The organism is Aeromonas sp. FDAARGOS 1406 (assembly GCF_019048565.1).
Classification (GTDB): Bacteria; Pseudomonadota; Gammaproteobacteria; order Enterobacterales; family Aeromonadaceae; genus Aeromonas; species Aeromonas caviae.
Genome location: NZ_CP077378.1, coordinates 1,965,158 through 1,987,669, shown reverse-complemented (window position 1 = coordinate 1,987,669; position 22,512 = coordinate 1,965,158). Strand labels below are relative to the sequence as shown.

The following is a 22,512-nucleotide window of genomic DNA, read 5'->3' as shown; positions in this document are numbered from 1 at the left end:
TCGGCGGCCCTGGGCTGTCAGTGACGGAAATGACGCATGTTGGTGAACACCATGCACATGCCGTGTTCGTTGGCGGCGTCGATCACCTCCTGGTCGCGCATCGAGCCACCTGGCTGGATGACGCAGGAGATGCCCGCGGCAGCGGCGGCATCGATGCCGTCGCGGAACGGGAAGAAGGCGTCGGAGGCCATGACGGAGCCCGCCACGGTCAGCCCTTCATCCTCGGCCTTGATGCCGGCGATCTTGGCGGAGTAGACGCGGCTCATCTGGCCGGCGCCCACGCCGATGGTCTGGCCGTTCTTGGCGTAGACGATGGCGTTGGATTTGACGAACTTGGCGACCTTCCAGCAGAACAGCAGATCCTGCAGCTCGGCCTCGGTTGGCTGACGCTGGCTGACCACGGTCAGATCTCCGAGCGTCACCATGCCCAGATCGCGCTCCTGCACCAGCAGGCCGCCGTTGACGCGCTTGAAGTCAAAGCCTTGCGCCGGGGCAGTCCACTGGCCGCACTCCAGCAGGCGCACGTTCTGCTTGGCGGCGACCGCCTCGCGGGCTGCCTGGCTGATGCTGGGGGCGATGATCACTTCCACGAACTGGCGGGCGACGATGGCCGCGGCGGTCTCGCCGTCCAGTTCGCGGTTGAAGGCGATGATGCCGCCAAAGGCCGAGGTGGGGTCGGTCTGGTAGGCGCGATCGTAGGCTGCCAGCAGGTCGTCACCGATGGCGACGCCGCAGGGGTTGGCATGCTTGACGATGACGCAGGCCGGTTCGCTGAACTCCTTCACGCACTCCAGCGCCGCATCAGTGTCGGCAATGTTGTTGTAGGAGAGGGCCTTGCCCTGCAGCTGGATGGCGCTTGCCACCGAGCCCGGCGCGGCCTGCTCTTCGGCGTAGAAGGCGGCAGCCTGGTGGCTGTTCTCGCCATAGCGCATGTCCTGCTTCTTGATGAACTGGCTGTTGAAGGTGCGGGGGAAGCGGGACTCTTCGTCGCCTTCCTTGTTTTCGCCGTAGGAGGGCACCAGGGTGCCGAAGTAGTTGGCGATCATGCCGTCGTAGGCGGCGGTGTGCTCGAAGGCGGCGATGGCCAGATCGAAGCGGGTGGAGAGGGTCAGGCTGTTGCCGTTGCCATCCATCTCGGCGATGACGCGGTCATAGTCGGAGGCCTTGACGACGATGGTGACGTCCTTGTGGTTCTTGGCAGCGGAGCGGACCATGGTCGGGCCGCCGATGTCGATGTTCTCGACGGCGTCTTCCAGGGTGCAACCGGCTTTGGCCACGGTGGCGGCGAAGGGATAGAGGTTGACGACGACCATGTCGATGGGGGAGATAGCGTGCTCGGCCATGATGGCGTCATCCCGGTCGCGACGGCCGAGAATGCCGCCGTGTACCTTGGGATGCAGGGTCTTGACCCGGCCGTCCATCATCTCGGGGAATCCGGTGTAGTCGGACACCTCGGTCACCGGCAGGCCCGCATCGGCCAGCAGCTTGGCGGTACCACCGGTGGAGAGCAGGGCCACGCCACGCGCGTCGAGTGCCTTGGCAAATTCCAGGATGCCAGTCTTGTCAGACACACTCAGCAGTGCACGGCGAATGGGTCGAGCTTGTTCCATCACACTATCGTCCTCAGCATAACGGGGACCGTTCCATGGGAGGCGAGGCTCAACACACAGAGAGTCCCCAAATAAATGGAAGTGGGGGATTTCGCAAACCACTCTCGCCCGGGGCGGCCGTTGGCAAAAGCGTTTTAGGAAATGCCCGCTTGACGCGACGCTCTCTTGTGGGCGCGTATTCTACACAAAAAATGTGACCTGTGGTGGATTTTTTAAAGAGACAAACCCTTGTGGGATGCGGCGTTAAACGTTTTCTGGTGAATTTTTGTGAAACGTTTGTCTTTTCAGTGTTTTGGGGATAAATGGCCGGCAAGTGAGGGGTTAGCTGCTGCTTTCCTGCCTTTGACTGGCAATCGCCGGGCAAAGAGGTGATAGTGGAGGCCGGTTTATATTGAGTACCATGTCGGGAATGTCATGCGGGGGGAGAGGACCATGTATCGGATCGGTGAACTGGCCAAGGCGTGCGGGGTGAAGGCCGACACCCTGCGCTTTTACGAGAAGAACGGCCTCATCTCGCCGGGCATTCGCAACGAATCCGGCTATCGCCTCTACGGGGAGCAGGACAAGCGGCGGCTGGAGTTCATCATCCGCGCCAAGTCGGTGGGCTTTTCCCTTGCGGACATCGGCGAGCTGCTCGCCCTGGACACCAACAAGGCCAAGGTCACCTGCCAGGAGGTGAAGGCGGTGGCCGACACCAAGCTCGAACAGGTGGAGCAGAAGCTCCTGGAGCTGACCCGTTTTCGCGAGAACCTGAAGGCCCTCTCCGACATCTGCTGCGGCGGCCCGCGCTCGGCGGAGCACTGCGCCATCCTCGAGACCCTGGAGTCCGGCGCCCCTTCCCGCCACGAGCATCACGACCATGAGCACTGAGCTGCGCCGGCCCCGGGTCTCCGCCTTTCTCGCCCTCTCCCTCGACGGTTTCATCGCCGGGGAGGGGGGCGATCTGGCATGGCTGGCCCCCTATGGTGGCGACGGGCCGGAGGAGACCGGCTACAGTGCCCTGATGGCGAGCGCGGACACCCTGCTGATGGGGCGCAACACCTACGATATCGTGAGCGCCTTTCCCGAGTGGCCCTACGGTGACAAGCCGCTGGTGGTACTGACCCACAGGCCCGCCGACCCCCGTCCTCGGGTCTCCTTTCGGCAGGGGGCGCTGGCGCAGGTGCTGGAAGAGTTGTGGCAGGGGGGAAGCCGTCACCTCTATCTGGATGGCGGGGAGCTGGTGAGGCAGGGTCTGCAGGGGGCCCTGGTGGACGAGCTGACCCTGTTCTGGGTACCGGTCACCCTGGGGGGCGGGATCCCGCTCTTTACCGGGCCTCTCCCCGCAGGGTTGAGACCGGTGTCGAGCGCCGTGCTGCCAAGCGGCCTGGTGCGGGTTATCTATCACCCCGCCTGACAGCTTGCACGGGGGAGGCAAGAGGTGCACAATCGGCGCGTTTTTCGCCACCGGCCCTTCCAGACAGGGACGACAGGCAAACACGACAACCCCATCAAGGAGCCCATATGGCCAAGAAGAAGGTGACCTGTGTCACCGCCGAACCCGCCTGCGAACATCAGCGCGGCATCATTCAGGACAACCACCTCAAGGCACTGGTGACCTCCCCCCTGTTCCAGGCCCGGGTCGAGCCGAGCAAGAAGGGCAAGGGCAGCTATCAGCGCAAGGCCAAGCACGGCAAGCGGTGGGAGCCCGGCCAACAGCAGATGGCAAGCGTCTGCTGCTGAGCGGGTTTTTACCCCTTGTAACGAAAACAATCAGGGCGCCCATGGGCGCCCTGATTGTTGTTCTATTCGCTGGTGCTGACTTGCGGTCTTGACGCAAGAGAGTGAACCCGTGCTCACTCGTCCATAAAGAGTTCGAGCAGCACGTTGAGGTAGCGATGCCCGAGGGACGTGAGCTGCCAGCTGTCGCCAAGATCCTCGACAAGCTCCTTGGTCCGGGCGATGGCGAGCATGGTCTCTACCCGCTCCAGCGGTAGCCCCGTGAAGGCCTCGAACTCCGCCTTGGGGGCCGGTTCAAACAACCTGAACCGGTTCATGAAGTACTCGAGCGGCAGATCGTCCGCACTCACCTGCCATTGGTTGTCCAGATAGGGGCGGCTCGGATCCAGATAACCTTTCGGATGCTTCACCTTGGCGGTGCGCAGGATCTGCTGGTTGGCAAGATCCGTCACCTTGCCGTGGGCGCCGCAGCCGATCCCCAGATAGTCGCCAAAGCGCCAGTAGTTGAGGTTATGGCGGCACTGATACCCCTCTTTGGCATAGGCCGAGATCTCGTACTGCTGATAGCCCTGGGCGGTCAGCATGGCGTGGCCCTGCTCGTAGATGTCCCACAGGGTGTCATCTTCCGGCAACGTGGGGGGCTTGGAGGCGAATGCCGTGTTCGGCTCTATGGTGAGCTGATACCAGGAGAGGTGCGGCGGCGCGCAGTCGATGGCCTGCTGCAGGTCGTAGAGCGCATCGTCCAGGCTCTGATCCGGCAGGCCGTGCATCAGATCCAGGTTGAAGGTGGGAAGCGCGATGGCGTGGGCCAGTTCGGCGGCCTTGCGCGCCTCCTCGGGGCCGTGGATGCGGCCGAGCCGGGTCAATTTCTCCTGCTGGAAGCTCTGCACCCCGATGGAGATGCGGTTGATACCGGCCCGCTGGAAGCCGGCGAACTTGTCCGCCTCCACCGTGCCCGGGTTGGCCTCCATGGTGATCTCGCAGTCCGGTGCGAGGGCGATGCGTGCGCGCACCCCGTCCAGCAGCGCCTGCATGGCGTCGACGGAGAGCAGGCTCGGCGTGCCGCCACCGATAAAGATGGAGGAGAGGGGGCGTCCCTGGGCCCAGTGCAGATCCTGCTCCAGATCCTCCAGCAGGGCCGCCACGTACTCGAGGTGGGGCAGTTCCCCCTTCTGGGCGTGGGAGTTGAAGTCGCAGTAGGGGCACTTCTGGACGCACCAGGGCACGTGGATATAGAGGGAGAGGGGCGGCAGTTGCAGCATGGGATTTCCAGTATTCAACAATCAAAAGGGGTCGGGTGGCCCTGGTTGCCGGTGACAACGGGCGGGGCGCCGCGAACGAAACGGGGGCCGACGGCCCCCATTGTAGATGACAACGCGGCGGGAGACAGCGCTTTAGTTGACCGCCGCCAGGGCCGCTTTGAGCTTGGCCAGCGCCTGACCGCGGTGGCTGAGCTGGTTCTTGAGCTCTGCCGGCATCTGGGCCGAGGTGCAGTCGTGGTCGGGGACGAAGAACACGGGGTCGTAGCCGAAGCCGTGCTGGCCGCGCGGCTCGTCGATGATCATCCCCTCCCAGCTGGCCTGGCAGATGATGGGGGTGGGATCGTCGGCGTGGCGCATGTAGACCAGCACGCACCAGAAGCGGGCGCTTTTCAGGTAATCCGGCGCGCCCTTGAGCTCGGCCAGCAGCTTGTCGATGTTCTCCTTGTCGCTGGCACCGGCACCGGCAAAACGGGCGGAGTAGACGCCGGGGCGGCCGTGCAGCAGATCCACTTCCAGACCGGAGTCGTCGGCCACGGCAGGCAGGCCGGTCACGCGGGCGGCGTGGCGGGCCTTGATGATGGCATTCTCGACGAAGGTGGTGCCGGTCTCGTCGGCATCGGAGACTGCAAACTCGCTCTGCGGGATCACCTGGATCTTCATATCGGCCAGCATGGCGGCCAATTCCTTCACCTTTTTCTGGTTCCCTGTTGCCAGGACAAGCTTGTTCATCACACACCTCCGCAAAAATAATCTGCGCATTCTATGCGGGGGAGGGGTTTAGTAAAAGCGCCAATTGCCCGGGATCCGGTGCCAACGGGGGATCCTGGTTCCACCCCCTGAGAGGTAGAAGAGATACATGTTTCCAGCAGGGAATAACCGAAGTGATTAAATACCATTTCAATTCATTACTCTGAGTCAGTAGACTCGCGGCCCAATCGATATTCCTAGGGCTTGAGGTGACTGATGCCATTGATTCTTTTGCTTGTACTCCTGGTGTTGTTCAGCCCGCTGGCCATCGACATCTATTTGCCTGCCATCCCCCAGATGGCCGAGCAGCTGGGGGCCGAAGTGACCCTGATGCAGGGCACCATTACCTGGTTCCTGTTCAGCATGGGGCTGGGGCAACTGCTGGTGGGGCCGCTGGCCGATCGCTACGGGCGCAAACCCATTGCCCAGGGGGGCGTGCTGCTCTACGGCCTGAGCGCCCTGGCCGCCGGCTTTGCCGCGAGCCTCGGCGAGCTGATGCTGGCGCGGGTGCTGCAAGGCTTCGGGGCCTGCGCCACCTCGGTGGCCGCCTTCTCGGTGGTCCGTGACAGCTATGGCCCCAAGAAGAGCGGTCAGATGATCTCCTATCTGAACGGTGCCATCTGCTTTATCCCCGCACTGGCGCCCCTGCTGGGTGGCTGGCTCACCGCCAAGGCGGGCTGGTCGGCGAACTTCTGGTTCATGGCGGGTTACGCCGTCGTGGTCGGCAGCTGGCTGCTGTGGCGGATGCCGGAAACCCGCCCTGAGGAGACCAGCAGTGCTGGCCCGCTCATCAGCTGGTCCCGCTACAGCCCGGTGCTGCGCTCCCCGAGCTTCCTGTTCAACGCGGCGCTGTGCATGCTGGCGATGGCGGTGATCCTCGCCTACGTGACGGCGGCGCCGGTACAACTGATGGTGACCCTGGGTCTGGACATGAGTGGCTTCAGCTACTGGTTTACAGCCAATGCGGCCCTCAACATCCTGGCCTGCTTCCTGGCCCCGCGCTTCATCGCCCGGGTAGGGCCAAGACGGACCCTGCGCATCGGCCTGCTGGTGCTGCTGCTCTCCGCCATCACCCTGACCCTGGCCATGCACATCCCGCACCCGCTGGCCATGATGGGCCCGGTGTTCCTCTCCAGCATCGGCTTTGCGATGATCCTGGGCGCCGCCGCCGGTATGGCGCTGGCCCCCTTCGGCCACTGCGCCGGCACTGCGGCCGCCCTGCTCGGCCTGTTCCAGATGAGCGGCTCCGGCGCCCTGGTGGGGATCACCGGTTGGCTGATGCCGGATCCCCTGAGCCAGCTGGCCCTGCACATGTGGCTGCTGCTGCCCCCGCTGGTGATGCTGATGACCCGCCAGGGTCGCCGCTTGTGTTTGCAATAAATCCTGTGCTCTGATGAGCACACTCAGGGGGCCTTGAGCCCCCTTCTCTTTTTCAGGCGACCCGCCTGCCTCGCATGATCACAGACCCGTGGAGAAAACCGGATGAGCCACACAATCAACGCCGCCCTGGTGGGATACGGCTTCGCAGGACAGACCTTTCACACCCCCTTCCTGGCCACGACCCCGGGCCTGACCCTGCGCTGGGTGGTGAGCCGGGATGCCGCCAAGGTACAGGCCGCGTTGCCCGGCACCCGGGTCGGCACTCTGGAGCAGGTGCTGGCCGATGACAGCCTCGATCTGGTGGTGATCGCCACCCCCAACGACACCCACGCCCCCATCGCTCGCGAGGCCCTGCTGGCGGGCAAGCACGTGGTGATCGACAAGCCGTTCGCCCTGGATCTGGCCGAAGCGAAGGCGCTGGTCGAGTTGGCGGAGAAGCAGCAGCGGCTGCTCAGCATCTTCCACAACCGACGCTGGGACGGGGATTTCCTCACGGTGCGCCGTCTGCTGGCGGAGGGGGCGCTGGGGCAAGTTGTCCAGTTCGAATCCCAATTCGACCGTTATCGCCCCGAGGTGCGCCAGCGCTGGCGCGAGGCGGGCGGCCCGGGCTCCGGTCTCTGGTTCGATCTCGGCCCTCATATCCTGGATCAGTCGCTCCAGCTGTTCGGCCAGCCGGACTGGTTGCAGGCGGATCTGGGCAAGCAGCGCCCCGGGGCCCTGTCGGACGACTACTTCCATGTGGTGCTGGGTTATGGCGAGATGCGGGTCATTCTGCACGGCAGTTGTCTGGTGTCGGCCGTGATGCCCCGCTTCGTGGTGCACGGCAGTCAGGGCTCCTTCATCAAGTTCGGCATGGACGTGCAGGAAGAGCAGCTCAAGGAGGGCAAGCGGCCTCCAGCGGCAGACTGGGGCGTGGATCCCGCCCCCGGCCAGCTCAGCCAGATCCGGGACGGTCAGCTCGTGCAGCAGACCGTGGCTGGCGAGGCGGGGGACTACGGCGCCTACTATCGCGGCGTCTGCGCCGCCATCCGGGGAGAAGGGGAGAACCCGGTGCCGGCCGACGAGGCCCTGGCGGTGATGGCCTTGCTGGACCTGGCCCGGGAGAGCGACCAGCAGGGGCGGCGCCTGCCTTGTCAGAAGCTGTCTGACTGACGGCGTTATCCGGCAGCGCCGAGAGCCTGACAGAAAGACAATGGCTGACTGGCAATCGCCAGGTAATTGGAGATTTGTTGTGCGAATTTGGTGGTGAATGGGTGTTTTATATTAATATTTGTCGTTGCAGCAGTGTTTCTTATCATGCCAACGAGAAAATATCATTGTGATACGCGTTTTCATCGGCCGCATATGGGGATATATTTCGCGCGCCTTCGGGCTCCAGCGGCCGGTGTGCCGACAGGAGCCGGGGCGTACAGTGATGGTCCCTGCACCATCTCTCCATCTTTTTTTGAGGGTATGCACATGAACAAAGTACTGGTAGCCGGTATCCTGGGTCTGATGTTGACCGCCTGTGGTCAGAAAGAAGAAGCTGCCGCTCCGGCTGCGACCCCGGCCGCAGACGTTGCTGCCACTGTCGAGAAAGCCGCTAGCGAAGCGTCTGCTACCGTCGAGAAGGCTGCTTCCGAAGCTTCCGCTACTGTCGAGAAGGCTGCCGCTGACGTGGCCACCAAGGCTGAAGCTGCCGTGAGCGATGCCAAGGCCAACTAAGCCAGCACCTCATTGAAAAACGGGCCCGGCGCACTCGCGCCGGGCCCGTTTTTTTATGGCCATGGCGGGGCGTTGCCCGGTCAGCCGAGGGGTTCCACCAGCAGGATGTGGGAGTCGGCCCCCACCACCTTGACCCGGCTGCCGGCCGGCAGCGGCGCGTTGCAGCGCACCGTCCAGACGGTGTCGTCCAGATGCACCCGGCTCATTCCCTGGCTGACCTCGTCCAGCAGGGTCAGCTCGCGGCCCATGTAGCTTTGCATCCGCTCGTTGATGGGGGCGGCGGCATCCAGCCCGGAGCGATCCCGGCGATGCTGCCAGCGCCACCAGGCCCAGGTGGTGAGCAGGGATTGCAGGGCGAAGAGCAGCAACTGCGCCTGCCAGCCGAAGGGCCAGACCAGCAGCAAGAGTCCCACCTCCAGGGCGGCGATGCCGGTCCAGAGCAGAAAGCCCACCGACCCCATCACCTCGATGGCCAGCAGCACGAAGCCGAGTCCCAGCCAGTGCCAGTGGGTCAGCCCCTCGAACAGGGCTGTCATGATTTGCCCGCCTTGCCGTCTTTGTTGAACAGCTCGGCCATGCCCGCCACCGAGCCTATCAGGCTGCCCGCTTCCAGGGGCATCATGATGATCTTGCTGTTGGGGCCTTCACCGATGCGGGCCAGGGCCTCGGTGTATTTCTGGGCCACGAAGTAGTTGATGGCCTGCATGTCGCCCTCGGCGATCGCCTGGGAGACCATGTGGGTCGCCTTGGCTTCCGCCTCGGCGGCCCGCTCCCGCGCTTCGGCGGCGAGGAAGGCGGCCTGACGCTCACCCTCGGCTTTCAGGATCTGGGACTGCTTCTCCCCCTCGGCCTTCAAGATCTTGGACTGGCGCACCCCTTCGGCCTCCAGCACCTCGGCCCGCTTCTGGCGCTCGGCCTTCATCTGGGCGTTCATGGCTTCCACCAGGGCGAGGGGCGGTCGCACATCCTTGATCTCGATCCGGGTCACCTTGATGCCCCAGGGGGCGGTGGCCGCATCCATGGTGCGCAGCAGCTTCTCGTTGATGGTGTCGCGCTGGGAGAGCATCTCGTCCAGCTCCATGGCGCCGAGCACGGTCCGCATATTGGTCATGGTGAGATTGCGGATGGCGCTGGTGAGATCATTGACCTCGTAGCCCGCCTTGCGGGCATCCACCACCTGCACGAAGCTGATGGCGTCGATGGTGACGTTGGCGTTGTCCCGGGAGATCACCTCTTGGGCCGGGATGTCCAGCACCTGCTCCATCATGATGATCTTGTGGCCGATGCGGTCGATGTAGGGGATCAGCAGGTTGAGACCCGGGGAGAGGGTGCGGGTGTAGCGGCCGAAGCGCTCCACGGTCCAGTTGTAACCCTGTGGCACTATCTTGATGCCGGCACTCAGGGTGGCGAGTACCAGGAATATGAAGATCCCCAATACAATCAATGACTCATTCATGATTAAGCTCCTTATGAAACACTTTCACTAGCCTAGGGTCTGGTGCCATCCACCACAAGCAGATTCGCTTCTCTATTGCCGCCACACGGCTTTACTAATTACCAAAACGCATTAAAGAGCATTTTTTATTATTTTGAGGGATAAGCGCTCCTGCCTATAGTCGCCCCAGATGTCGCGATGCCGAGGAGCGGGCCCTGATGGATTATTTACCTATGTTTGCCAGGTTGGAAGGCCGCCCGGTACTGCTGGTGGGCGGGGGCGAGGTTGCCCTGCGCAAGGCGCGCCTGCTGCTGGCGGCAGGTGCCCGGATCACCCTGGTCTCTCCCGCGCTCGAGCCCGAGTTTCATGAATTTGCCGGTCGCTTCACCCATGTGGCGGCGCGTTTCGACCCGGCCCACCTGGCAGGGCAGATCCTGGTGGTGGCCGCGACCGACGATCTCGAGGTCAACGCCCAGGTCTACCAGAGCGCCACCGAGCGCGGTCTGTTCGTCAACCTGGTGGATGACCCCGAGCGCTCCAGCTTTATCTTCCCCTCCATCATCGATCGCAGCCCCATCGTGGTGGCCGTCTCCAGCGGCGGCAAGGCCCCCGTGCTGGTGCGCCTGTTGCGCGAGCGGCTCGAGAGCCTGCTGCCCCGCCATCTTGGCGGTCTGGCGGAGCTCTCCGGTCGGGTGCGCCGCCGGGCCAAGCAGGTGCTGGCCTCCCTCTCCGATCGCCGCCGCTTCTGGGAGCGCGCCTTTGCCTCCAACACCCTGGCCGGTCTGATTGAGAAAGCCGATTGGCAGGGTGCCGAGCAGTGGCTGAACGAGGGACTGGACAAAGCCCGTACCGAAGTGGGCGAAGTGGTGCTGGTGGGGGCGGGCCCGGGGGATCCTGGCCTGCTGACCCTCAAGGCGCTGCAACAGATTCAACAGGCCGAAGTGGTGCTCTATGACCAGCTGGTCTCCCCCGAGATCCTGGACCTGGTGCGCCGCGACGCGACCCTGGTGTCGGTCGGCAAGAAGGCGGGTGCCCACAGCGTGCCCCAGGAAGAGACCAACCGCCTCTTGGTGGAATACGCCAAAGCGGGCAACCGGGTGGTGCGCCTCAAGGGGGGCGATCCCTTCATGTTCGGCCGTGGTGGCGAGGAGCTGGAAGTGCTGGCCGAGGAGGGCATTCCCTTCTCCGTGGTGCCCGGCATCACCGCCGCCGCCGGTGCCACCGCCTATGCGGGCATTCCGCTCACCCACCGCGACCATGCCCAGAGCGCCGTCTTCATCACCGGCCACTGCCAGAAGGAGGGCAAGGAGCCCGACTGGCAGCAGCTTGCGGCCACCAACCAGACCCTGGTCATCTACATGGGGCTGATGCGCTCCGAGCATATCCAGCAGCAACTGGTGAGCCATGGCCGACGCGCCGCCACCCCCATCGCCATCATCGAGCGGGGCACCACCGCCCGCCAGCGGGTGCTGACCGGCACCCTGGCCGAGCTGGCCGAACTGGCCCAGCAGGCGGTGAGCCCGTCGCTTATCGTCATCGGTGAAGTGGTGGCCCTGCGCCAGCAACTCGCCTGGTTTGGCGAGCAGGGGCAAGGGCAGGAGGCAGCAAGCGGCCACGAGCTCAAGCTGGTGAGCCTGGCCTGAGAGGCGAGACCCGAATCGATTTGACGGTGCGGCCAAGGCGGCACCGAACTGAACCAACACCGCGCCCCGAGCAGGTGCGATAGCAATGAACCGAGGACCCAGACATGGACCGTGAAAGACTGACCCAACTGCAGCCATCCGATGCACAGAGCATCCGTGCAGGTGTCACCCGCGAGCGACTGACTCACCTGCAGCAACTGGAAGCCGAGAGCATCCATATCATCCGCGAGGTGGCCGCCGAATTTGAAAACCCGGTGATGATGTACTCCATCGGCAAGGACTCCTCCGTCATGCTGCACCTGGCCCGCAAGGCCTTCTACCCGGGCAAGATCCCCTTCCCCATGCTCCACGTGGACACCAACTGGAAGTTCAAGGAGATGATCAAGTTCCGGGACGAGACCGCCAAGAAGTACGGGCTGGATCTCATCGTCCACAAGAACCCGGATGGTCTGGCCATGGACATCAACCCCTTCGTGCACGGCAGCAGCAAGCACACCGACATCATGAAGACCGAGGGGCTCAAGCAGGCGCTCAACAAATACGGCTTCGATGCCGCCTTCGGTGGTGCCCGTCGCGATGAGGAGAAATCCCGCGCCAAGGAGCGCGTCTACTCCTTCCGTGACAAGTCCCACCGCTGGGATCCGAAGAACCAGCGCCCGGAGCTGTGGCGCGTCTACAACAGCCAGGTCAACAAGGGGGAGAGCATCCGTGTCTTCCCGCTCTCCAACTGGACCGAGCTGGACATCTGGCAATACATCTATCTCGAGAACATCGACATAGTCCCGCTCTACTTCGCGGCCATGCGTCCTGTGGTGGATCGCGGCGGCATCAAGATCATGGTGGATGACGATCGCATGCCCATCGGCCCGGAAGACGAAGTGAAGCAGGAGCTGGTGCGCTTCCGTACCCTCGGCTGCTACCCGCTGACCGGGGCCATCGAATCCAATGCCACCACCCTGCCGGAGATCATCGAAGAGATGCTGATCACCACCTCGAGTGAGCGGCAAGGGCGGCTCATCGACCACGATCAGGCCGGCTCCATGGAGCAGAAGAAGCGTCAGGGCTATTTCTAAAAAAATGTTCTAAGGAATCGCAACATGAACAACCACATTCAGACCGCCATCAGCGAACAGGGCATTGAAGCCTACCTGCACGCCCAGCAACACAAGAGCCTGCTGCGTTTTCTCACCTGCGGCAGCGTGGACGACGGCAAGAGCACCCTCATCGGCCGCCTGCTGCACGACTCCCAGCAGATCTATGAAGATCAGCTCAAAGCGCTGGAGTCCGACAGCCAGAAGCTCGGCACCACCGGCGAGAAGCTGGATCTGGCGCTGCTGGTGGACGGCCTGCAGGCGGAGCGCGAACAGGGCATCACCATCGACGTGGCCTACCGCTATTTCTCCACCGCCAAGCGCAAATTTATCATCTCGGACACCCCGGGCCACGAGCAGTACACCCGCAACATGGCCACCGGCGCCTCCACCTGCGATCTGGCCATCATATTGATCGACGCCCGCAAGGGGGTGCTGGATCAGACCCGTCGCCACAGCTTTATCGCGAGCCTCCTTGGCATCAAGCAGTTCGTGGTGGCGGTCAACAAGATGGACCTGGTGGAGTTCAGCCAGGAGGTGTTCGAGCGCATCAGTGCCGATTACCGCGAATTCGCCAAGAAGCTCAGCGTCGACACCATCCATATCGTGCCGGTCTCTGCGCTGGACGGTGACAACGTGGTCAACCCCAGCGACAAGCTGGCCTGGTACGAAGGCGAGACCCTGCTCTCCCTGCTGGAGAGCGCGGAAGTGGAGCGCGAGCTGGAGCGTCACCCGGTGCGCCTGCCGGTGCAGTACGTGAACCGCCCCAACCTCGATTTTCGCGGCTTCGCAGGCACTTTGGCCTCCGGCATCCTGCGGGTCGGCGACAAGCTGGCCGTGTTGCCGTCCGGCAAGGAGAGCACGGTGACCCGCATCGTCACCTTCGACGGGGATCTGGAGTACGCCCTGCCGGGTCAGGCCATCACGGTCACCTTCGCGGACGAGATCGACATCAGCCGGGGCGACCTGCTGGTAGATGCGGCGAAAAAGCCCCAGGTGACCCAGAACGTGCTGGCCCACATCGTCTGGATGGGGGAGGAGTCTCTGCAACCGGGCCGGGTCTATGACGTCAAGCTGGCCACCAAGAAGAGCCGTGGCCAGGTGGAGGCCATCCGCCACCGCATCGAGATCAACAAGCTCGACGAGCTGCCCGCCTCCGAGCTCAAGCTCAACGAGATCGGCCTGTGCGAATTCAGCCTCACCGACCCGGTGGCGTTCGACCCCTACCAGGAGATCCGTGATACCGGCAGCTTCATCCTCATCGACCGGCTGACCAACGTCACCGTCGGTGCCGGCATGATAGTGGAAGGGCTGGCGGCCAAGGTTATAGCAGGGCAATACAGCGAGTTCGAAGTGGAGCTCAACGCCCTGGTGCGCAAGCACTTCCCCCACTGGCAGGCGCTGACCATCAGCAACGATTCCGGCAAGGAGTAAGCCCATGACCTGGCAACAATCCCTGGTGCTGGGTCTGCTGGCTGCCCTCGTCGCCCTGCTGATCCAGGGCAAACTCCGGCCGGCGCTGCTCTTCTCGGGCGCCGTGCTCATCACCTACCTGAGCGGCCTGGCGGACATCAACGCCGTGGTGGCGGGCTACACCAACAGTGCCCTGCTGACCCTGGTGTTGCTGCTGCTGGTGTCGCTCGCGGTGGAGAAGACCCGGGTCATGAGCTGGTTTGCCAACCTGGTGGGCACCGGCTCCTTCAACAAGGTGCTGGTGAAGGTGTGGTTTTCCACCGCCTTTCTGTCGGCGTTCGTCAACAACACCGCCGTGGTGGCGTCCATGCTGGGGGCGGTCAAGCGCAACCCCAACCATGCGCCCTCACGGCTGCTGTTGCCCATGTGCTTCGCGGCGACCTTTGGCGGTGTGCTGACCCTGATCGGCACCTCCACCAACCTCATCGTCAACAGCTTCCTCATCAAGATGGGGGCCAAGCCACTCGGCATGTTCGACTTCTTCATGGTGGGGGCGGGGACCCTGCTGACCGGCCTCATCGCCGTGCTGCTGTTTGCCCGCCACCTGCCGGAGCAGGACACCGAGATGAGCCGGGAATCCGGCTATTTTCTCGAGGCCAAGGTGGGTCCCGGCTCGCCCATGGCCGGGCGCAGCGTCAAGGAGAACGGCCTGCGCAGCCTGAAAAGCCTCTATCTTGCCGAGATCATCCGGGGAAACCAGGTGATCTGCCCGGTGCAGCCGGAACACGAGCTGCACGAGGGAGACATGCTGCTGTTTTGCGGTGACGTGGAGAGCGTCGGCGTGCTGCAGGAGCTCAAGGGGCTGGATCTCTACGGCCAGCACCGGCTCAACGGCCAGCACCTGGTGGAGGTGATCGTCAGCCACAGCTCGCGGCTGGTGGGGCAGACCATCAAGGACGCGGAATTTCGCACCCACTTCGATGCGGTGGTGCTGGCGGTGCGCCGGGGCGAGACCCAGCTCACCGGTGGCCTCGGCCAGATTGAACTGCACGCAGGGGACACCTTGCTGCTGGCCCCCGGTCCCAAGTTTGCTGGCAACAAGTCCCTCTCCCGCGAGTTCGTGGTAGTGAGCGGGCTGGAGGCCTCCACCCGGCTCGATGCCACGCGCAGCGCCGCCGTGGTGGCGGGGTTCCTCGGGGTGCTGACCCTGTCGGTGCTGGATCTGGTGCCGCTCTTCAAGGGGCTGCTGGTGATGCTGGTGGTGCTGCTCTTCTCCCGCATCCTGACCCTGGACGAGATCCGCCGCCGCTTTCCGCTGGATATCTGGCTGGTGGTGGGCGGGGCGCTCGCCATCGCCGATCAGCTGGAGAAGAGCGGCCTGGCCAAGCTCATCGCCGACTGGCTGATGGGGGAGTTCAACGGGGCCAGTCCCTTTATCGCCTTCGTGGGGATCTATCTGTTTACCCTGGTGCTGACGGAGTTGATGAGCAACAACGCGGCGGCTGCCCTGGCGTTCCCCATGGGATTCCAGCTGGCGCTCAGCATGGACGTCTCCACCATGCCGTTCATTCTGGCGGTGCTGTTCGGGGCGAGTTCCAGCTTTATCCTGCCCTACGGCTACCAGACCAACCTGATGGTCTATGCGGCGGGCAACTACAAGATGCCGGATTATCTCAAACTGGCCCTGCCGGTCTCCCTGGCCTACAGCATCGGGGTGATCGTCATGGTGCCCCTGCTGTTTCCGTTTTAAGGTCTGATACCGGGGGATGTGTTAAGGGCTGCTTATGTTAACGCAGCTTTTATCAAGACAGCTTATGATGCAGGGGAATGCCAGGGCACTGGCATCCGGGCGTGAGCGCCAATCAGGGGGGGTTGCATGCGCAATATCAGGGCATCAGCACCTTGCCGCCTCATGGTGCGAGGCGGCTTCCCGCGGTAGCGGACAGTGTCAGTATTGAGGCGTGAGCGCCGATCAAGGAGTGTTGGATGAGCAATGCCATGGCATCAGCACGTTGTCGGCTGATAGTCCGAGGCGGCTCCCCGTGGTGCCGGACAGTTTAAGTTTTGAGGCGTGAACGCTAATCAAGGAGTGTTGGATGAGCAATATCGTGTGGCATCAGCATGCCGTCGACAAACAGAGCCGGGCCGAGCAGAAGGGACAAAAGCCCCTGGTGATCTGGTTCACCGGGCTCTCCGGGGCGGGCAAGTCCACCCTGGCGGGGGCGCTGGAGCAGGCGCTGGCCGCCTCGGGCAAGCACACCTACCTGCTGGATGGGGACAATGTGCGCCACGGCCTGTGCGGCGATCTCGGCTTCGATGACGCCGCCCGCCAGGAGAATATCCGCCGGGTCGGCGAAGTGGCAAAACTGATGGTGGATGCGGGCCTGATCGTGCTCACCGCCTTTATCTCGCCGTTCCGTGCCGAGCGGGATCTGGTGCGCAATCTCGTGGGTGAAGGGGAGTTTGTCGAGGTATTTGTGGATGCGCCCCTCGCCGTTTGTGAAGAGCGTGACCCCAAGGGGCTCTACAAGAAGGCGAGGGCCGGGGAAATTCGCAACTTTACCGGCATCGACTCCGCCTATGAGGCCCCGGAAAATCCAGAAATCCATCTGCTGAATGCCGGCAAGCCGGTGGAAGCCTTGGTGGATGAGCTGCTAACCGCACTGCGGCAGGGGAACTACCTGTAGTTGGATCGGAAGAACCTATAACAAGCGCCCGGCGGCCGGCCAGTTGCCTACCACAGGCGCTGATGGACAGGTGGCCGCCACTATAAGCAAAAGTTGGGTCATTATCGGAAAACCCATAAATCCAGCTTATAGTGGCACCGACGAGCCTTGAGCAACCCCAAAGCGGCCGATATAACTCCTGCAAGGTGATCTTCCGATCCTTGCTTATATCGCGGCGGGGTTATTCGCGATTGTCCGAATACGCTGCGCTATTCGAACCTACGGGCTTGATTCAATAGACATGAATTGCTTTTCTGCTGCCTCATTTAGCCTGGCGCGAAGCTCAGGGTCTATCTCTGCTTTTGACGCCAAGCTAAATAGCTGTTCCGAATAGTAGATCACCGGAGGAAGGGAACTCAGTCCAGTTTGTGCGATCTGATTAGTCGCTAAACAAAACAAGCCACACCCAAAGTAGATTGGCCCCTTGAAGATCCAGACACTTCGCCCCTCTTAACTTAAGAGGTAGTCTTGGAGCTATGTTCAGTACTAGTTGCGTATTCCGGTGAAGTTGAACAGTGATTCCGGAATCTGTGAACACCATTTCCGGAAAGTATGCGGACAGGGATTCTTCGAGCAGAAGCTGAGCTTTGAGGGGAGGCATCTTTTCGACTCACTGAACAAGCCAGCAGCCAAGCGCAGCGCGGCAGTTGTGGATCCAAGACGTTGGAACAGGACGGTTCATCTGACATCAGAGTACGTGCACTGAGGTGTCCGGAATCGGTGTACACGCAAGCCGGAATCAGCGTTCATTTTAAACCGGAATAGGTGTTCATTTTCGACCGGAATATGCACTAGTCACAACGAGAAGATGGTCGAAGTGTTAACAGGGGCCGAGCGCCGTCGACGCCGGACTCCACAAGAAAAGATCGCCATCGTGCAGCAGACCTTTGAGCCCGGGATGACCGTCTCTCATGTTGCTCGCTTGCACGACGTCAACGCAAACCAGCTTTTCAAATGGCGTAAGCAATTCCAAGAAGGATCTCTCACGGCGATCACCGCCGGTGAGGATGTTGTTCCTGCTTCCGAGTTGGCTGCTGCCATCAAGCAGATCCGAGAGCTTCAGCGTCTGCTCGGGAAGAAGACCATGGAGAACGAGATCCTCAAAGAAGCCGTGGAGTATGGTCGAGCAAAAAAATGGATTGCGCATGCGCCCTTGTTGCCGGGGGACGACGATTAAGTGCTGTGAGCCAGGCTCTTAATGTATCGCGTGCGCAGCTATCCGTTCGTGTTCATCGAAAACCGGGTTGGCAAGATGGTCGTCATCATCGCTAGCGTGATGATGCAGCCTTACTTGGCCGTATCATGGAGGCGATGGCAGAGCTTCCCTCCTATGGCTATCGCCGGGTCTGGGCGCTGTTACGGCGTCAGTCTGAGGCAACAGAACAACCTGTGGTAAACGCTAAGCGGGTATATCGCGTCATGCGCGAACATGGCTTGCTGCTGGAAAGAAAACCAGCTGCACCATTGGCCCAGCAGGCACATAAGGGGCGTGTTGCCGTCAAGGAGAGCAATCGACGGTGGTGCTCAGATGGCTTCGAGTTTCGCTGCGATAACGGTGAAAAACTACGTGTCACGTTCGCCATGGATTGCTGCGATAGGGAAGCGTTGGACTGGGCGGCCAGTACTGGGGGTTACGATAGTGACACTGTGCAAGATGTCATGCTGAGGTCTGTCGAACATCGCTTTGGGGATTCGTTGCCGGCATCACCGGTGGAGTGGCTGACTGATAATGGCTCGGCGTATCGAGCCCATGAGACCCGCGCGTTTGCACGAGAAATCGGGTTGGAGCCCAGAACGACAGCAGTGAGAAGCCCACAGAGTAACGGTATAGCGGAGAGCTTCGTGAAGACGATGAAGCGAGACTATATCGAGATGATGCCAAAACCGGATAGCCGAACAGCGGTAGGCAATTTGGCTATCGCGTTTGAGCATTATAACGAGCACCACCCGCACAGCGCCTTGGGATACCGTTCACCACGGGAATTTCTGCGCAGTCGGGTATCACAACCCTAAGCGGGAAAAAGTGTCTGGACCTATGGGGTCAAATCCACAAAGGACTGAGTTGATGCCTATCCTACCACCTCTGCCACGACCACAACGGCGCCGCATTCACAAAATCATCCATGCCACCCGTGATAAAGGACATGCTCGTCGCTTGATGGCCATCTTGCTGTTACATGAAGGACGCACGATCACCGATGTTCATCACCTTACCGGCGCTGCGCGCTCGACCATCGGTCGTTGGCTTCGGTGGTATCGAGATGAAGGCATAGATGCGCTAGAAGCCTTACCGGCTGGCCGTGCCCCAGTCTTACCTATCGCCAAGATTGTCACCTTACTGGTGCTGCTCATGCAGTTTTCTCCGCAAGATTTTGGTTATCAGCGCAGCCGTTGGTGTACTGAACTATTGGCTATAAAAATCAATCGGTTAACAGGGCTCAATGTGGCAGCCTCCACGCTCCGCCGATGGTTACCTCGTATGGGCATTGTCTGGCGCAGGCCCGTGCCGACCTTGCGGATAAAAGACCCAGCCTATCAGGAAAAAATGGCGAATATCGACGCCGCGCTGGCCCGCTGTGATGCCGATAATCCGGTGTTTTATGAGGATGAAGTCGATATAGACCTCAATCCCAAATTAGGAGCCGACTGGATGTTCAGAGCGCAGCAAAAGCGGGTTGTCACACCGGGGCAGAATGCCAAGCATTATCTGGCAGGCGTTCTCCACGCAGGCAACGGAAGGGTACTTTACGTCAGCGGGATCAAGAAAAACTCATCGCTGTTTATTGCCATGCTGGAAAAGCTGCGCCACCACTACCGACGAGCCAAAACCATCACGTTGATCCTCGATAACTACATCATTCACAAAAGCAAACAGACCGAGCGATGGTTGAAGAAGAATCCCAAGTTCTGCCTGGTGTTCCAGCCAGTTTACAGCCCTTGGGTTAATCACATAGAACGGCTATGGCACAAGTTACATGAAACCATCACGCGCAATCATCAATGCAGAGGGATGGCAAACCTGCTGGCCCGAGTGAAACACTTCATGGATACCGTGTCTCCTTTCCCGGGGAATGGCTATGGCACAGCGAAGGTGTAGCACTATTGGGATCAGTTATTTAGGGAAAGTGCGAACAAGTATCCCACGAACAAAAAATGAAAATTTTAGTCATTTAATATCAATGGGTTACCAGTAAATGCTCTCGTGCCATATGACTTATTCGCACCTTCCCTAAACTCTGCGGCAACAAAAATAACCATTTAGGTCAATGGAACTGAAAACACCGAGCGATGACAGTTTCTCTTGGCACATCGATTATGCATCCGTTTCTCGACCAGGTTCCCTCTGGATTTTGGTCTGATTGCCAATCAATATACTCTTGAGGTGGTCGTTCAATATCGATCATGTGTGCAGCAGAAAATAGAATTTCAACGCCAAAACCGAGAGGGACATCAACCTCACCATGAGCAATACAACGTGGCTGGAAGTCCAGTCTGACTTTGGTTGCATCACCTATTTTTAGTTACCGTTCGACCCCATCCCTCTTTATCCCACTCTGGTTCACGTGACCATGCTCGTTTGTTGGGCGCCGCTGCGCTCTGCACCAACCGGCAAAAAACACGCTACCGCCCCTGAATTTCAGCCTCCAGCCTGCTGCGCTTTTCCTGTGGCACCGGTCTGGTTCATGGCTGACTCCGACGAGAGGTGATCCCGATTGCCATGTTACCGAACGGAGCTGGTTAGGGAAGAGGGATCGGGCGATTTCTCGGGCAAGATCAATAAATTGGGGGGGGCAGCGGGGCCTGCGGCAGGTTGGAGTAAGAGGGATCTCAAGGCGCAACGCGTTCCCGCGTTCCCACTTCACGCCCACGATTCACGGGGTAGTGAGCAAGGTCATTGCCGTGCCGAGGGCCATGCGGTGCAGCCGAGAGGGTCGGCCTGGCACGGACAAGCAGGTGGTTGGGAGGGGGCGAAAGACCCGCGGGTTCAGTCGACGACTCGAATTTGAAACCCGCTCAGACGCCCATGCACCACCCAAAAGAGGGGCCCGCTGCCGGTGACGGCAGGGGCCCGTTTTTATTGTTAGCGCACGGTCTTTGGGTCTGGTTTCCTCAGTGAAGGCTTAGCGGGCCAGCAAGGGTTGGCCGCTGGTCAGGGCGGTGCTGGTTGGCCGGGTGGCGGGATGCTGCTGGAACTGGCGCACCAGCCGCTCCAGCTCCCCGAGCTGCTTAACGAGGGCAATGATGCCCTGCACGGCGTGGCGGCTGCCCTGGCTGGAGTCGTCGGCCAGACGCTTGATGTCCAGTACGCTGTGGTGGATGTCCTGGGTGACCAGGGACTGCTCCTGCACCGCCTGGGCTATCTGGTTGCTGCCTGCGGTCACCTGCAACAGGCGTTCGCTTATCTGTTGCAGGATATCGCCGGTGGCGGCGGCCTTGAGGCGGCAACTGGCGGAGAGCTGTTCCCCTTGCGCCATGGCCTGCTGGGCATCGTCGGCGCTGGCCTGCAAGAGGCTTATCATCTGCTGGATCTCGCCGGTGGAGGATTGGGCCTTGATGGCCAGGGTGCGGATTTCGTCCGCCACCACCGAGAAGCCGCGACCGGACTCGCCTGCCCGGGCCGCTTCGATGGCCGCATTGAGGGCCAGCAGGTTGGTCTGGTTGGCGATGTTGTTGATGACGTCCATGATGCCGTCGATGGCGCGGCACTGGCTGGCCAGCGCCTCTATCACGGCGCGGGAGGTGAGCAGCTCGCCGTGAACCCCTTCCACCGCCGCCACGGTATCGAGCACGCTGCGATTGCCCTCCCGAAACAGCACGGCGGTGTTGTCCAGGCTGTCCGAGGAAGCGCTCGAGCTGTGGGAGACTTCGCGAATGGACGCCGTCATCTCGGTGATGGCGGTCGCGACCTGGTTGGTCTGGGCCTGCTGTTGTTGCAGGTTGCCGGTGATGGACTCGGCATTGTTCAGATCCGTCTGCGCCGCCTGCACGATCTGCTGGCAGGTCTGCTGGGTGCGGGCCAGCACCGCATTGAACTCGGCCTGATTCATCTTCATGGCGAGCTCGACGGCAGCCAGACGATCGACCCGGCCGGTATACAGCAGTTGCATCAAGGGGTTGTCGAAACGGTGGCGGGCCAGGGTCTCCAGCCGGGCGAGGCGCCGGGAGAGGGTCTGGCAGATGACGAGCGCAACCACCAGGGGCAGGGCACCGATGAGCAGAGGCCAGCCCGGGCCGTGCTGATAGCCGAGGGTGACCAGGCTGGCCAGCAGTGCCATCAGGCAGAGGTGGATCCCCAGGGTGTGGCAGCAGGGGGGCAGGCGCAGGGCCCGGGGGTCTTGCCGCGGCGCATCTCGTCATAGACCCGCTCCGCACGCTGTTTGACCGCGTCGTCCGGCGCCGTGCGCACCGACTGGTACTCCACCACCTTGCCGCTGGGGGTGACGAAGGCGTTGACCCAGTAGTAATCCCCGTTCTTGCAGCGGTTCTTGACCGGGCCCATCCAGCTTTTGCCTTCCCGCAGATGGCGCCACATGTCGGCAAACGCCTGGGGCGGCATGTCGGGGTGGCGGACCAGGTTGTGAGGGGCCCCTTGCAGCTCCTCCAGGGTGAAGCCGGCTATCTGGCAGAACTCGTCGTTGGCATAGGTGATGCGGCTCTCCAGATCCGTGGTGGAGATCAGGTTCTGGTGCGACGGGTAGAGGCGCTCACGCTGGGTAACGGGTTGATTGACTCTCATGGTACTTCCTGCCTGACAGAGGAAAGAGAGTCTGGTTGCAATTCG

17 protein-coding genes and 2 pseudogenes are annotated in these 22,512 nt (G+C 61.7%); 13 read left to right on the top strand and 6 right to left on the bottom strand.

All coding sequences use genetic code 11. From position 1 onward, the window contains the following. Positions 1-17: 17 nt before the first annotated feature. The gene (purH, locus tag I6L36_RS09285) at positions 18-1,610 is read right to left on the bottom strand and encodes a bifunctional phosphoribosylaminoimidazolecarboxamide formyltransferase/IMP cyclohydrolase (protein WP_010675610.1); all 1,593 of its coding nucleotides are present in this window, start codon (positions 1,608-1,610) and stop codon (positions 18-20) included. Between the two features lie 432 nt (positions 1,611-2,042). On the opposite strand from purH, the gene zntR reads away from it, so the two are divergent. The 3 genes from zntR to I6L36_RS09270 all read left to right on the top strand — a co-directional run bounded on the left by zntR (position 2,043) and on the right by I6L36_RS09270 (position 3,332). Next, on the top strand, positions 2,043-2,480 hold the full coding sequence (gene zntR, locus I6L36_RS09280) for a Zn(2+)-responsive transcriptional regulator (RefSeq protein WP_010675609.1): 438 nt from the start codon (positions 2,043-2,045) through the stop codon (positions 2,478-2,480). Next, on the top strand, positions 2,470-3,006 hold the full coding sequence (locus tag I6L36_RS09275; protein ID WP_109112144.1) for a dihydrofolate reductase family protein: 537 nt from the start codon (positions 2,470-2,472) through the stop codon (positions 3,004-3,006). The genes zntR and I6L36_RS09275 overlap by 11 nt, the downstream gene beginning before the upstream one ends. Positions 3,007-3,113: 107 nt before the next feature. Beyond that, positions 3,114-3,332: an alternative ribosome-rescue factor A gene (locus I6L36_RS09270; protein WP_010675607.1), complete on the top strand. Its 219-nt coding sequence runs from the start codon at positions 3,114-3,116 to the stop codon at positions 3,330-3,332. Between the two features lie 113 nt (positions 3,333-3,445). On the opposite strand, the gene hemW is transcribed toward I6L36_RS09270, so the two are convergent. Both hemW and rdgB read right to left on the bottom strand, forming a co-directional pair. Then, positions 3,446-4,591 carry a radical SAM family heme chaperone HemW gene (hemW, locus tag I6L36_RS09265; protein WP_109112145.1) on the bottom strand — a complete coding sequence of 382 codons (1,146 nt, stop codon included), beginning with the start codon at positions 4,589-4,591 and terminating at the stop codon, positions 3,446-3,448. A 132-nt stretch (positions 4,592-4,723) separates the two neighbouring features. Continuing rightward, positions 4,724-5,320, bottom strand: a complete 597-nt coding sequence (gene rdgB / locus I6L36_RS09260) for an RdgB/HAM1 family non-canonical purine NTP pyrophosphatase (protein WP_010675605.1) — start codon at positions 5,318-5,320, stop codon at positions 4,724-4,726. Between the two features lie 234 nt (positions 5,321-5,554). Between rdgB and I6L36_RS09255 the strand changes: the two genes are divergently transcribed. From I6L36_RS09255 to I6L36_RS09245, 3 genes are all read left to right on the top strand, one after another. Beyond that, entirely contained in the window at positions 5,555-6,718 is a 1,164-nt protein-coding gene (locus I6L36_RS09255; protein WP_162540605.1) for a multidrug effflux MFS transporter, read from the top strand. Positions 6,719-6,820: 102 nt separating this feature from the next. Further along, the gene (locus I6L36_RS09250; protein WP_109112748.1) at positions 6,821-7,870 is read left to right on the top strand and encodes an oxidoreductase; all 1,050 of its coding nucleotides are present in this window, start codon (positions 6,821-6,823) and stop codon (positions 7,868-7,870) included. 306 nt (positions 7,871-8,176) lie between these two features. Then, positions 8,177-8,422, top strand: a complete 246-nt coding sequence (locus tag I6L36_RS09245) for a hypothetical protein (protein ID WP_010675602.1) — start codon at positions 8,177-8,179, stop codon at positions 8,420-8,422. An 80-nt stretch (positions 8,423-8,502) separates the two neighbouring features. On the opposite strand, the gene I6L36_RS09240 is transcribed toward I6L36_RS09245, so the two are convergent. Beyond that, on the bottom strand, positions 8,503-8,958 hold the full coding sequence (locus I6L36_RS09240) for an NfeD family protein (RefSeq protein ID WP_010675601.1): 456 nt from the start codon (positions 8,956-8,958) through the stop codon (positions 8,503-8,505). Continuing rightward, the gene (locus tag I6L36_RS09235) at positions 8,955-9,878 is read right to left on the bottom strand and encodes an SPFH domain-containing protein (protein WP_029314806.1); all 924 of its coding nucleotides are present in this window, start codon (positions 9,876-9,878) and stop codon (positions 8,955-8,957) included. The genes I6L36_RS09240 and I6L36_RS09235 overlap by 4 nt, the downstream gene beginning before the upstream one ends. A 197-nt stretch (positions 9,879-10,075) precedes the next feature. Between I6L36_RS09235 and cysG the strand changes: the two genes are divergently transcribed. From cysG to I6L36_RS09200, 7 genes and pseudogenes are all read left to right on the top strand, one after another. Next, the gene (cysG, locus tag I6L36_RS09230; RefSeq protein WP_109112747.1) at positions 10,076-11,500 is read left to right on the top strand and encodes a siroheme synthase CysG; all 1,425 of its coding nucleotides are present in this window, start codon (positions 10,076-10,078) and stop codon (positions 11,498-11,500) included. Between the two features lie 104 nt (positions 11,501-11,604). After that, positions 11,605-12,573: a sulfate adenylyltransferase subunit CysD gene (cysD, locus tag I6L36_RS09225; RefSeq protein WP_052815215.1), complete on the top strand. Its 969-nt coding sequence runs from the start codon at positions 11,605-11,607 to the stop codon at positions 12,571-12,573. A 24-nt stretch (positions 12,574-12,597) separates the two neighbouring features. After that, positions 12,598-14,025: a sulfate adenylyltransferase subunit CysN gene (gene cysN, locus I6L36_RS09220; protein WP_109112746.1), complete on the top strand. Its 1,428-nt coding sequence runs from the start codon at positions 12,598-12,600 to the stop codon at positions 14,023-14,025. Between the two features lie 4 nt (positions 14,026-14,029). Further along, a complete protein-coding gene (locus I6L36_RS09215; protein WP_042007068.1) occupies positions 14,030-15,754 on the top strand; it encodes an SLC13 family permease in 1,725 nt (574 codons plus the stop codon). A 346-nt stretch (positions 15,755-16,100) separates the two neighbouring features. After that, a complete protein-coding gene (cysC, locus tag I6L36_RS09210; protein WP_109112745.1) occupies positions 16,101-16,691 on the top strand; it encodes an adenylyl-sulfate kinase in 591 nt (196 codons plus the stop codon). A gap of 847 nt (positions 16,692-17,538) precedes the next feature. Continuing rightward, positions 17,539-18,743 (top strand): annotated as a pseudogene (locus I6L36_RS09205) (IS3 family transposase). 52 nt (positions 18,744-18,795) lie between these two features. Further along, on the top strand, positions 18,796-19,827 hold the full coding sequence (locus tag I6L36_RS09200; RefSeq protein WP_001809438.1) for an IS630-like element ISAhy2 family transposase: 1,032 nt from the start codon (positions 18,796-18,798) through the stop codon (positions 19,825-19,827). A 1,024-nt stretch (positions 19,828-20,851) separates the two neighbouring features. Here I6L36_RS09200 and I6L36_RS09195 read toward each other — a convergent pair. After that, positions 20,852-22,467 (bottom strand): annotated as a pseudogene (locus I6L36_RS09195) (PAS domain-containing methyl-accepting chemotaxis protein). Between the last annotated feature and the right edge of the window lie 45 nt (positions 22,468-22,512).